The organism is Caballeronia sp. BR00000012568055 (assembly GCF_029439455.1).
GTDB lineage: Bacteria > Pseudomonadota > Gammaproteobacteria > Burkholderiales > Burkholderiaceae > Caballeronia.
Map to the genome: position 1 here is coordinate 1 of NZ_JAQFVG010000269.1, position 12161 is coordinate 12161.

The 12161-nt window shown below is 61.7% G+C and carries 12 protein-coding genes; 5 read left to right on the plus strand and 7 right to left on the minus strand.

Annotated features, from left to right (window positions below):
• A partial coding sequence (locus P7F28_RS16665; protein WP_277185629.1) for a hypothetical protein occupies window positions 1-332 on the plus strand: 332 nt, incomplete at its 5' end.
• Here P7F28_RS16665 and P7F28_RS16670 read toward each other — a convergent pair.
• The 3 genes from P7F28_RS16670 to P7F28_RS16680 all read right to left on the minus strand — a co-directional run bounded on the left by P7F28_RS16670 (window position 271) and on the right by P7F28_RS16680 (window position 3061).
• Window positions 271-1428, minus strand: a complete 1158-nt coding sequence (locus tag P7F28_RS16670) for an iron-containing alcohol dehydrogenase (protein WP_277185630.1) — start codon at window positions 1426-1428, stop codon at window positions 271-273. The two genes, P7F28_RS16665 and P7F28_RS16670, sit on opposite strands and share 62 nt — an antisense overlap.
• 19 nt (window positions 1429-1447) lie before the next feature.
• Window positions 1448-1960 (minus strand): flavin reductase family protein, encoded by a 513-nt coding sequence (locus tag P7F28_RS16675; protein WP_277185631.1) that lies wholly within the window; start codon window positions 1958-1960, stop codon window positions 1448-1450.
• 132 nt (window positions 1961-2092) lie between these two features.
• On the minus strand, window positions 2093-3061 hold the full coding sequence (locus P7F28_RS16680; RefSeq protein ID WP_277185632.1) for a LysR family transcriptional regulator: 969 nt from the start codon (window positions 3059-3061) through the stop codon (window positions 2093-2095).
• A gap of 173 nt (window positions 3062-3234) precedes the next feature.
• Between P7F28_RS16680 and P7F28_RS16685 the strand changes: the two genes are divergently transcribed.
• Together P7F28_RS16685 and P7F28_RS16690 are read left to right on the plus strand one after the other, a co-directional pair.
• The gene (locus tag P7F28_RS16685; protein ID WP_277185633.1) at window positions 3235-4644 is read left to right on the plus strand and encodes an LLM class flavin-dependent oxidoreductase; all 1410 of its coding nucleotides are present in this window, start codon (window positions 3235-3237) and stop codon (window positions 4642-4644) included.
• A 64-nt stretch (window positions 4645-4708) separates the two neighbouring features.
• On the plus strand, window positions 4709-6046 hold the full coding sequence (locus P7F28_RS16690; RefSeq protein ID WP_277185634.1) for an MFS transporter: 1338 nt from the start codon (window positions 4709-4711) through the stop codon (window positions 6044-6046).
• Window positions 6047-6049: 3 nt separating this feature from the next.
• Here P7F28_RS16690 and P7F28_RS16695 read toward each other — a convergent pair whose 3' ends face one another.
• Window positions 6050-6952 carry a LysR family transcriptional regulator gene (locus P7F28_RS16695; protein ID WP_277185635.1) on the minus strand — a complete coding sequence of 301 codons (903 nt, stop codon included), beginning with the start codon at window positions 6950-6952 and terminating at the stop codon, window positions 6050-6052.
• Window positions 6953-7060: 108 nt separating this feature from the next.
• Here P7F28_RS16695 and P7F28_RS16700 point away from each other — a divergent pair, with 108 nt between their 5' ends.
• Both P7F28_RS16700 and P7F28_RS16705 read left to right on the plus strand, forming a co-directional pair.
• On the plus strand, window positions 7061-8008 hold the full coding sequence (locus P7F28_RS16700; RefSeq protein ID WP_277185636.1) for a zinc-binding alcohol dehydrogenase family protein: 948 nt from the start codon (window positions 7061-7063) through the stop codon (window positions 8006-8008).
• A complete protein-coding gene (locus P7F28_RS16705) occupies window positions 8005-9195 on the plus strand; it encodes a multidrug effflux MFS transporter (RefSeq protein ID WP_277185637.1) in 1191 nt (396 codons plus the stop codon). Before P7F28_RS16700 ends, P7F28_RS16705 begins: the two co-directional genes overlap by 4 nt.
• On the opposite strand, the gene P7F28_RS16710 is transcribed toward P7F28_RS16705, so the two are convergent.
• The 3 genes from P7F28_RS16710 to P7F28_RS16720 all read right to left on the minus strand — a co-directional run.
• Window positions 9196-10383: an aromatic ring-hydroxylating dioxygenase subunit alpha gene (locus P7F28_RS16710; protein ID WP_277185638.1), complete on the minus strand. Its 1188-nt coding sequence runs from the start codon at window positions 10381-10383 to the stop codon at window positions 9196-9198.
• A 37-nt stretch (window positions 10384-10420) separates the two neighbouring features.
• The gene (locus P7F28_RS16715; RefSeq protein WP_277185639.1) at window positions 10421-11155 is read right to left on the minus strand and encodes a siderophore ferric iron reductase; all 735 of its coding nucleotides are present in this window, start codon (window positions 11153-11155) and stop codon (window positions 10421-10423) included.
• Between the two features lie 2 nt (window positions 11156-11157).
• Window positions 11158-12161 (minus strand): IucA/IucC family siderophore biosynthesis protein (locus P7F28_RS16720; RefSeq protein ID WP_277185640.1); only part of this gene is annotated, 1004 nt, incomplete at its 5' end.

The window sequence follows — 12161 nt, forward strand, 5'->3', positions numbered from 1 at the left end:
TGCGTCGATCAAGCGTCGGCCTGTTCAGTAACGAGCGCAACAGCACAATGGAAGTCATCGCCAAAGCGGCCCCGACGGGCAATCTGTACGGCGATGAGGTACCGCGATTCATCAAGGTCCGGGAACCGTCCGATGCCAAAGTGCAGGACCGGAAGCGGGTATTGAGCGACGTGCATCACACGCGTTCACTTAGGCCGCTGGAACGGAGCGGCGGCATAGGCTATCCATCGCCGCGATACACGCCGCATCCCAACCGCCCAACCGCAATCCTCACAGCGCTGCCCGATAAATCTCCAGCGCAAACGCCTCCGTCATTTCACGCGGATTATTGATCAGCAGACGCTGCTGCTTCATCGCATCCGACGCGAGCATCGGCAAATGGCTTTCGTTGACGCCGACTTCGCGCAGCGTGCGTGGAATGCCCGTTTCAACGACCAACGCTTCCATCGCAGCAACAAAAGCCTCGGTCTTCGCTTCATCATCACCGCCAGGAGCGCAGCCGATCACATCAGCCAACTCGGCATACAAACGCGTCGCAGCGCTCGCATTGAAACGCAGCACATGCATCAGCACCAGCGCATTCGACAAGCCATGTGGCACATGAAAATGCCCGCCCAGCGGATACGCCAGCGCATGCACCGCCGCCACCGGCGCGTTCGAAAACGCCTGTCCTGCAAGCGTCGCGCCGAGCAGCATCGCCTCACGCGCCACGCGATCCTGACCATCACGGCACGCCGGCAGCAGATTCGCATAGAGCAGACGCAGCGCTTCCTTCGCCAGCATGTCCGACAACGGATTCTTCAGTCGTGCTGATGTATATGCTTCGATCGCATGCACCATCGCGTCGATGCCCGTTGCGGCGGTCGCTTGTGCGGGCAGCCCCAAAGTCAGCTCGGCATCGAGCAGCGCAAGATCGGGATACAGAATCGGCGATACCACGCCGCTCTTGGTCGTCTCGCCCGTCGTCACGATGGAAATCGCCGTCACTTCGGAACCGGTGCCTGCGGTCGTCGGCATCAGCACGAGCGGCAGGCGCGGGCCGATGACGTTGCCGACGCCATACATCTTCGTCAACGGTTGCGCCGATGCACACAGCACCGCGATCAGCTTGGCCACATCCATCGACGAACCGCCGCCGAGTCCGACCACGATCTCCGCGCCGCTCGCCTTCGCGCGCGCGGTGGCATCGAGCACGACATGATCGGGCGGATCGGCGATCACGTCATCGATCACGGTGGTTTGCCAGCCATGCGCAGCAAGACTGTCCAACGCAGGCGCGATCAATCCGCTCTGATTCAGAAAGCGATCGGTCACCAGCACGAGCCGTGTGAAATCACGATGCCGTTCGCGCAGCAGCGCGCCCAATCGGCGGGCCGCGCCATATTCGACCACCAGCGAGGGAACGGTATTGAAGCTGAATGGATTCATACGGATAACTCAGTAAAAATCAGGAAAGTGTTTCTGCTTCGGTTTCGAGTTCGAGGTTGCGAAAACCCCGGTTGTAATAGACCAGCGGCGTGGCGTCACCGAGTTCGACATCTTCGATCCGGCCGATCAGCACAGTATGATCGCCCGCCGCGTACACATCGTGCGCCGTGCAAACCAGCGATGCCATCGATCCCGGCAGCACCGGCGGATGCGGTTCATCCTCGCTGCCATAGCGGAATTCATGCGGACCGAATTTATCGACGCCCTTGCGCGCGAAGTGCATCGCGATCGCTTCCTGTCCCTGCGACAGAATATTGATCGCATAGCGCCGCGCCTTCATAAAGGCCGGATGCGAATCCGCCGTATTCGCGATACACACCAGCACCAGCGGCGGGTCCATCGATACGGACGAGAACGAGCTGGCCGTAAAGCCCCAATGACGGCCTTCGCCGTCGGTCGTCGATACGATGGTCACGCCGCTCGGAAAAGCGCCGAGTGCATCGCGGAAAGTTTGTTTGTCGTTGAGTGCCATGAACGTCTCCTGAGTTCGATCCGGACATGGGCGCAATGCCGCATGTCTTTGATGGTTCGAGTCTAGGGTCGTGTCCTCTGCATAACAATTTCGATGTCGCGATGGATTGATTGGAAAAATGGATAGATCGATTCACGCTTGTCCACTTTCGCGCGCCAATACCGCGCCGAAATTCGATTGCAAATGGCGCACGAAACTCTGCGCCGCCGCGCTCAGTTCGGCACTGCGCGAACGCAGAATGCCGAAGCTGCGCATCAGCCGGACATCAGTGACGCGCAGTGTGGCGCGCGTGTCGCGGGCGTAACGCTGGGCCATCGTACGCGGCAGGAAGGTCGCGCCAAGGCCCGCATCGACCATGCCGAGCAGCGTGCTGAGATTCGCTGCCTGGTGCATCGGGCGCAGCGTGAGGCCGTGCTGCGTGAAGGCATCGGCGAGCGTATCGCGCAGGATCGAATAGCGCTCCAGCAGCATTAGCGGAATGGTGGCGAGCTGTTCGAGCGTGATATCGCCCGCCTGAGCGAATTCGTGCGTGTTCGGCACCACCACGAGCATGTCTTCCTCGGTCAGCGGCTGAAAACTGAGCTTGCTCGAATCGTTGTCGAAGGCGACCACGGCGAGGTCAGCCTCGTTCGCTTCGATTTTGGCGACCACGTCTTCGTACTGCAGATCGCGCAGTTGAATCTGTACGTCCGGATAGCGCTGGCAGAAGGAATGGATCAGCGAGGGCAGCATGACGGCCGCGATCATCGGCGTGGACGCGATGGTTACACGCAGGCGCGCGGCGTCGGCATCGACCTGAAATTCCTGTAGCAGCACGCGCAGATCGCGCAGCGCGATTTCGGCGCGGTCGCGCAATCGGCGGCCTGCCGGTGTCGGCTCGACATGGCGCGTGGTGCGTACCAATAACCGCGTTCTGAGCGTGGATTCCAGGCGCTGGACGCGGCTCGTCACCGAGGGCTGCGAAATATGCAAACGTTTCGCAGCGGCGCTGAAACTGCCCAGTTCGACGACGGCGAGAAAGGTCTCCAGTTCGACCAGATCGAAACGCATGGTCAGCGGCGACGCCGCGTCCGCTGTCTCGTCCGGCGTGTCGTGCGCCATGTGAAGCGTCTCCGTCGGTTTTATCAAAAACGGCTATGAGTCTATCTCATAAAGCAAATAGTGTCGCTTCGGACGGCTCGGGATAATCGGTTGCAAGTCGTCGGCAATCGCGGCGAAGTGATCGATCAACAAGATTCCGGCGCGGCACGCACCGGACGACGGAGGCAGACACCATGTCGAATAACGCATCGCGTCAAATGACGCTTATCGGCTTTTTGCAGGCGCAGAACTGCTCGACGTATCCCGGCTCGTGGCGACACAGCGCGGCGATGCAGGATTTCACCTCGCCCGAGTATTACCAGCGCATCGCGCGTACGCTGGAAGAAGGCAAGTTCCATCTCGCCTTTTTCGATGACCGCCTCGCCATGCCCGATATCTACGGCGACGATCACGCGCAGACGGTCGAACACGGCGTGCGCGCCGTCAAAATGGACCCATCGCCGATTCTCTGCGCCATGGCGATGGCCACGACCAAGCTCGGCCTCGGCGCGACGTATTCGACCACGTACTACGAGCCGTACCATATCGCACGCCATTTCGCGACGCTCGATCTGATGACGAAAGGCCGCGTCGCATGGAACGTGGTGACCTCGCTGAACGATTCGGAAGCGGCAAACTTCGGCCGCGAGATGCACCTCGAACACGACCTGCGCTACGACCGCGCCGATGAATTCCTCGAAACGGTGATGGGCCACTGGGATTCGTGGGAAGAGGGCGCGCTGATTCTCGACAAGCAAAGCGGCCGTTTCGCCGATGCATCGAAGGTCAGACGGCTCGACCATCGCGGCGAGTACTTCAAGTCGCGCGGACCGCTGACCGTGCCGCGTTCGCAGCAGGGCCATCCGGTGCTGATTCAGGCGGGACAAAGCGGCCGCGGACGCGCGTTTGCATCGCGTTGGGGCGAGCTGATTTTTGTGGTGTATCCGAATCTCGCGGCGGGCAAGAAGCAGTACGCTGAACTCAAGCAGGCGGTGTCGGCGGCGGGACGCGATCCGCAATCGGTGAAGGTATCGACGGCGGTTTATACGGTGGTGGCGGAATCGGAAGAAATCGCGCAGCAGCAGCGCGAATATATCGATTCGCTCGCCAGGCCGATCGACTCGCTCACGCTCCTGTGCGAAGTGCTCAACACGGACTTCTCGAAGCGCGACTACGACGCCCCGTTCACCGATGCCGAAATGAAGGCCATTTCCGGCTGGACCGGCTTTCGCGATCGCGTGGTGATGTTGTCGGGCAAGCAGAATCCGTCGGTGCGTGATTTCGTGGAGTTCTCGAATCGCGCGCGTCTCAACGAATACCCGGTGTTCGCGGGCACGGCAAAAACCGTGGCCGATCAGATGGAGCAATGGTTCGTCGAAGGCGGTTGCGACGGCTTTGTGATTTCGCCGACGCACGTGCCCGGCGGTTACGAAGACTTCGTGCGCCACGTCGTGCCGGAACTGCAACGCCGCGGCGTGTTCCGCAAGGACTACGAAGGCGCGACGCTGCGCGATAACCTCGGCCTCGCCCGTCCCGATGCAGGCGACTGGCGCAAGACCGCTTTCGCCGGCATCAACGGCGAAGCGCTGAAAAAAGCCAGCTAAAAGCACATACGCAATAACAAGCGCCCGGCAAATCGACTGGGCGCGTCCGCATCCGGAGACAAACATGGCAGAAATCGCCGATATCCGGCGGGTGGCGCTCGCGAGCACCATCGGCACGACCTTGGAGTGGTACGACTTCTTTATCTTCGCGTCGGCAGCGGCGCTGGTGTTCAGCAAACTCTTTTTCCCGACCTTCGATCCGGTCGCGGGCACCATCGCGTCGCTGGCGAGCTTTGCGGTGGGCTTTATCGCGCGGCCGGTGGGTGGCGCGGTGTTCGGGCATTTTGGCGACCGTATCGGCAGAAAAGCGATGCTGGTGCTCAGTCTCACGATGATGGGCGGCGTCACCTTTCTGATCGGCTTGTTGCCGACGTACGCGAGCGCCGGCATTTTCGCGCCGATTCTGCTGACGGTGCTGCGCTTCGTGCAGGGCTTCGCGGTCGGCGGCGAGTGGGGCGGCGCGACGTTGATGGTGATCGAACACGCGCCCGCCAAAAAGCGCGGCTTCTACGGAAGCTGGCCGCAAATGGGCATTCCCGGCGCGCTGATTCTCTCGACCGGCGCAATGGCCGCGACCACCGCATTGACCACGCCCGAACAATTCGCGTCATGGGGATGGCGCGTGCCGTTCCTGCTGTCGGGCATTCTCGTGGTGGTCGGTATCGTGATTCGTCGGCGGCTGGCGGAGTCGCCGAGCATCGCGCGGATGAAGCGTCAGCATGAGACGCCGAGTGTGCCGATCGCCACGCTGCTCAGGAAGCACAAGCGTTCGACGTTTCTGCTGGTGGCATCGCAGGCGGTGCAGTGTGCGGGCTTTTACGTGGTGGCCGTGTATTCGCTCGTCTATCTGACGCAGAACCTGCATCTGCCGCGCAGCGATGCCTTGCGCGCACTGATGATCGCCGCTGCGTGCACGCTGGTCGCGCATCCGACCTTCGGCGCGCTTTCGGATCGTATCGGACGGAAAAAGGTGTTTATGGGCGGGATGATGTTTCTGGGCCTGTTCATCTACCCGTATTTTCTGATGCTCAACACCGGCAGCTATCCGCTGATCGTGCTGGCCATGAGCATGGCCATGGCGATCGGCGAAGGCGCGGTGCAGGCCGCGCAGCCTAGTCTTTTTGCGGAGCAGTACACATCGGGCGTGCGGTATAGCGGCGTGTCGCTGGCGTATCAGCTGGCGACCGTATCGTGGAGCGGACCGACGCCGGTGATCGCGGCGATGTTGATCGCATGGGCGGGCGGGTATATGCCGCTGGTCGGCTACATCATGTTGCTGGCGGTGATTTCGGTGGTATCGATCGTGCCGTTGCGCGAGGCGGCGGGCGTGGAATTGTCCAGGCTCGAAGAAGACATTCAAAGCACGGACGATGCACCCGTCTATGCACCGACGATCAACTGAGATTCACACATAAACGTTCTTTCCGAACGCATCCGCCATGAAATCCAGAAACGCGCGGATGCGCGGCGACAGATGCCGACGGCTCGCGTACACCGCGTAAAGGTCGATCTCGTCGCAGTGGTAATCCGCGAGACATTCGATCAGCGCGCCGCTGCGCAAGTCGTCTTCGATATCCCATAGCGCCTTGAGCGCAAGACCGCGACCATCGCGCGCCCAGTCGTGCAGCACTTCGCCGTTCGCTGTCGAAAGCCTGCCGCTCACGAGTATGTCGCGCGGACGGCCATCGTCGAGCAGACGCCAGCGATCGAATACGCGTTGTCCGCGCACCAGCCGGATGCAGTCGTGCGATGCGAGATCGGCGGCCGTGCGCGGCGTGCCATGGCGCGTGAGATACGAAGGCGCGCCGACCACCACGCGACGGCTCGACAGCAGCTTGCGCGCGACCACGCCCGTATCTTCGGGCAAGCCGATCCGCACGGCGACGTCCAGATTGTCGTCGATCACATCGAGTCCGATATCCGACAGGATCAGCCGCACTTCGACATCGCGATAACGCTCGCAGAACGCGGTGATCATCGGCGCAATCTGTTTGCGGCCGATTTCCGATGGCGCTCCCACGCGCAACAACCCGCGCGGCGTACGCGATTGCGCGCTGGCTTCGGTTTCCGCTTCATCGACAGCGGCGAGGATCGCGAGCACGCGCTCGTGGAATTGCGCGCCCTCGGCCGTCAGTTCGAAGCGGCGCGACGTGCGCGTGACAAGCCGCACGCCCAGCCGATGCTCCAGCGCCGCGAGCCGCCTGCTCATCGCGGCGGGCGAGGAATCGGCGGCGCGCGCGGCGGCGGACAGGCTGCCCGCTTCGATCATCTGCGCGAAGACGCGCATATCGTTGATTTCATCGGCCATTTTTTGTGCTCATCTTTCCACTTGACGCAAAGATTCTAATCGTTCCACCGCCTTTTCGAGCGCCGTTGCTTCGCCAATAATGCTTGCATTGCAAAGACGGAGCACATCATGAAAGCCCTGAGATTCGCGCAACACGGCACGCCGGACGTACTCGCCGTCGAGGAACAGCCCGCACTCAACCGTTCCGCAGATACCGCCATCGTCGAGATGCGCGCGGCGTCGATCAATCCGAGCGATGTGAAAAACGTCGCGGGCCGCATGAGTCAGACCACGCTGCCGCGCACGCCGGGCCGCGATTATTCGGGCGTGGTGATCGCGGGTCCGGACGAATGGGTGGGCGCGGAAGTGTGGGGTTCGGGCGGCGATACCGGCTTTACGCGAGATGGTACGCACGCCGAACAAATCGCGGTGCCGGTGGCGAGTTTGAGCCGGAAGCCGCGCAATCTGACGCACGAGCAGGCAGCGACGATTGGCGTGAACTTCATCACGGCGTGGTGCGCGATCGTCGAAGCGGCGCGCGTGGAAGCAGGCGATACCGTTGCGATCATCGGATTGGGCGGCGTCGGCGGCGCGGCGGCGCAGATTGCGCGGCGCATCGGTGCGCGGGTGATCGGCGTGGCGCGCGGCACGCGGGCGAATCCTTATGTCGATGCGATCATCGACAACAGTTCGGGCGATGCCATCGATCAACTTCGCACGCTGACTAACGGCGGCGCTTCCGTCGTATTCGATGCCGTCGGCGGTTCGATGTTCGAAAGCGCGCTGCACATGCTCGCGTGGCGCGGCCGTCTGGTCGAGATTTCGGCGACGGACCGGCGCAACGTGACATTCGATCTCGCGGACTTCTATCACAACGAAAGCCGTCTGATCGGCGTCGATTCGCTCAAGCGCGATCTGACGGCGGCGGCATCGATCCTGGAAGCCTTGCGGCCCGGTTTCGAGGATGGCAGCTATCTGCCGCCCGCGATCGCTCGGACTTATCCGCTCGCGGATGCCGCTGCCGCGTATCGCGCGGTCGCGGCGGGCACAAACGGTCGCGTGGTGCTCACGCCATGAACCGGTCGATGCTCGCGCCGCGTTCGCTGCTGTTCGCCGCGTTTCTCGGCGGACTCGCCGCCTTGCCGCCGATCTCCATCGATATGGCTTTGCCTGCGCTGGTCGAAATTGGCGGGACGCTGCACGCGACGAGCAGCGAAGCGGGACTCACGCTGAGCCTGTTTATGGCGGGCTTCGTGATCGGTCCGCTGGTTTATGGACCGCTTTCCGATGCGTACGGACGTCGTCCGTTATTGCTGCTCGGTCTGGCGATTTTCACGGGCGGCGGCTTGCTTTCGGCGCTTGCGCCTTCCATCGGCATGTTGCTTTTCGCGCGCTTCGCGCAGGGACTCGGCGCGGGCGCGGGCATGACGCTGGCGCTCGCCATCGTGCGCGACCGCTTTGACGGCGAGGCGATGCAGCGGCGCATCGCGTCGATCACCGTGGTGGCCAATGTCGCGCCGATTGTCGCGCCTTCCATCGGCGTGGCGCTGCTGGCAGCAATTCATTGGCGCGGCATCTACGGCGTGATGGCGGCATGCGGACTGCTCGCGGCGTGTGTCACGTGGCGCGGGCTAGGCGAATCGGCAGTGCTAACGAAACAAACGCGCTTCTCGCTTGCGCTGCTGTTGCGAGACTATGCCGCCGTGCTTCGCCATCGCGATGTCGCGGGCGCGATTCTTATCAACGGATTCGGTTTCGGTTGGATGTTCGCGTACGTGGCGGGGTCGCCGCTCGTGCTGCTCGATGTGCTGCACGTTCGCCCCGCCATCTACGCCGCGATGTTCGCGACGACCGGCGCGGGTATCGTCGCAGGCGCGATGCTCAACGGCTGGCTCGCGGGACGCGGGGTATCGGGCGTGCGACTGTTGAGCATCGCGGTGACGGGAGCGATGTTCGCGGGAATCGGGCTGATCGCGCTCGATGCGCTTGGCCACGTCACGCTCGCAAACGTGATGCCGCTGTTCTTCATCAGCACGTTCTGCTTCGGCCTCGCCGCGCCAGCCGCCGCGCGCGCCGCACTCGATCCGTTGCCGGAACTCGCGGGCGCGGCGGGCGGATTGCTCACATCCGTGCAAATGTTGATGGGCGCGGTCTCGAGTTCGCTCGTCGCGCTGCTGTTTCCGCACTTCGGGCTGTTCGGCGTCAGCGCTGTGATGACCGCTTGCGCAGTGCTGGCAGCTATTGTGTTACGGATACCGAAGTAATCAACACGTCGCCATTTCGCGCGCCACGCGTTCCACCGATCCACCCAGCGCCCGCCGATACCACGCATGGAAATGACTCATGCCGTCTTCGAGCGGCGACTGATACGGCCCGGCATCGCTCACGCCCCGCCGATGCAAACGCAAACGCCCCGCATCCATACGCTCGGCGATTTCATCGTCTTCGATCATGGTTTCCAGATAGGCGGCGCGCTGCGCTTCGACAAACTCACGCTCGAACGCAGCAATCTCCTCGGGATAATGAAACTCGATCACGTTGAGCGTGTCCTGAGGCCCTTTCGGATACAAAGTCGATACGACCAGCACATGCGGATAGAGCTCGATCATCTGCGTCGGAAAATACGCGACCCAGATTGCACCGAACTCGGGCGCTTCGCCACCGCGATAATCGAGCAATTTATCGTGCCATGTGCTGTAGATCGTCGAACCGGGCTGCGCCGGCGCGTTATGCACGCCGACGCGCTGCATGCTGTACGTCTGCCCGAAATCCCAGTCGAGATCGTCACACGTCACGAAGCTGCCAAGTCCCGGATGGAAGGGCGCGACGTGATAATCCTCCAGATAGACTTCGATAAACGTCTTCCAGTTGTAGTTGCACGTATGCGTTTCGACATGATCGAGCACATAGCCCGAAAAATCGAACTCGGGACGCGCGAACACGCGTGACATATCCTTCGCCGGATCGCGCGATCCTTCGTAGAGCAAACCATGACAGTGCCGCAACGGAAAGCGTTCGAGATGACGACACGGCTTCACATCGAACTCGGGCGCACCGATCAATTCACCGTTCCCGTCATATGTCCAACGATGCAGCGGACACACGATATTGCCGCCCGTCGGAGCAAGATTCCCGCGTGTAATCGCAATCGTCTGCGTGTCACCGCCCAGCATCAACGCCTGCCGATGCCGGCATACATTGGACATGAGCTGGACGCCGTCCTTGCCGCGCACCAGCACACGGCCGCCATCGTCCTGCGGCAGACGATGCCAGTCGCCCACGTTCGGCACGTTCTGTTCATGCGCCACGTAGAGCGCCGAGTTCGCGAAAATGCGCTCCATCTCGCGCTCGAACAACGCTTCGTCGAAATACGCGCTTGCGGGCAGTTGCAAGTGCGTGTCCTGCGCATCGCCGGGCAGCGCGAGATGCGTCAGGTTGCTGATGTCGTTCATCGGTCGATTCCTTTGCGTGGACGACGCCCGGCTGCGCTCAGGCTTCGAGGGCGGCGTCCCGTTCCATGTTCAGACGCACGATGCGTTCGTGCTTGTCGAGGCGCGGACACGTGCTGCACATCGCGCCGTCGCGGCGGCGAAAGTGGTAACAGCAGGTCTGCCGTTCGAGCGCGAGCGCGCGCGAACCATCGGTGCGATCGAACGCGAAGTAACCGCCGTGAGCGGCGATATCGAGCGCGGCGAGCCATTGATCGCCGAGCGTCTGCACGTGCGTATCGCTCCATTCGGGCCGCGCCTTGCGTGTGGCAAGTAACGCGGCGAGCACGACATCGGCGAGCGTGCCGTTCATCATTGCGGGATTGAGGCGGATCACGGGCGTCAGCTTTTCGCGCACGAGCCTGCAAAATGCGGTGATTTCGCGCGCGGCATGCTCGATAAGCACCGATGGATCGCCTCGCATGGGCGCGTGATCGGGCAGTTGTACTTCGCGCGTCCATCCACCATCGATCGGCTGGATGATGCGTGTAAGCGATAACGACGCGTGCGCCGCATGCACGCCGATCACGCTCAAATACACCGGCTGCCAGATCACGATGCCCCAGCATCGCGAGGACCAATACGCGCGACCTGCTTCGGGGTACGAAGCGGACCAATGCGTGAATAACGCCTTATAGTCCGCTTCGCATTCGCCTTCCCGCACGATGCCCGTCAAACCCGGCACGAGTTGCGCGGCGAGCCGCAGCAGATCTTGCAGCGTGCGGTTCACCGTCATGCTTATGCCTCGACCGCTTCGGCGGCGCGTTGCGTCATACGCGGAACATCGCGACGTCCCGCAAGCGGATTGCGCAGATTGCCTGCCATTTTGAGGTTCGCAGCGGGATCGGCGAGATTCACCATTTGCAGGTTATTGCCAAGCTGAAGCCGATTAAGACACGAATGCAGGAACTCGGGCGCGAACATATCGTATTGCGCAAACTTGTCCGCGAGTTGCGGATGCGCGTGCTGATAGCGCGCGACGCAACGTGCCACCGCGTTCCAGAAATCGTCCTCGGTGCAGCAGCCGTGCTCGACCAGAATCTGATTCATATAGCGGAAGAAACCATCGAATACGTCGATGAAAATCGCCAGCAGCTTGACGCGTTCGGGCACATCGACGGCAAGGCGTTTGACGTTGTCGGGCAGCTTCGCGTCCTTGTTTAGAATTGCGGATTCCTCAGCAATATCCTTCATGATCGCGCGAACCGAAACGTGGTTTTCCAGCACCAGAATCAGGTTTTCGCCGTGCGGCATGAAGACCAGATCGTGCGTGTAGAAGCAGTGCACGAGCGGCGCGAGGTAGGCATCGAGATAACGGTCGAGCCATGCTTGTGCGCCAATACCCGATGCGTCGATCAATGCGGGCAGCAGGGCGCGGCCGTTGCGGTCGGTGTGAAGCAGCGCGGCCATGGTCATGAGGCGCTGGCCATCGCCTGCGAGCGACAGCGGATTCTCGCGCCACAATGCAGAAAACATCTTCTTATAAGGGCTATCCGCTTCGACCGCTGTTTCATAGTAGCGATTGCGAAAGCCGAGCGATGCCACTTCGCGCAAAATCGTGAAGCCTTTGTCGCGCAGATAAGGATCGCTTGCGACGAGACCTTTGATGTAGTCGTTGATCGCGGGCGTGCCCGACATATAGTACGGCGAAAGGCCGCGCATAAAGCCCATATTGAGGATCGACAGCGATGTTTTCACATAACGCTTCGTCGGATTCGATACATTGAAGAACGTACGGATGG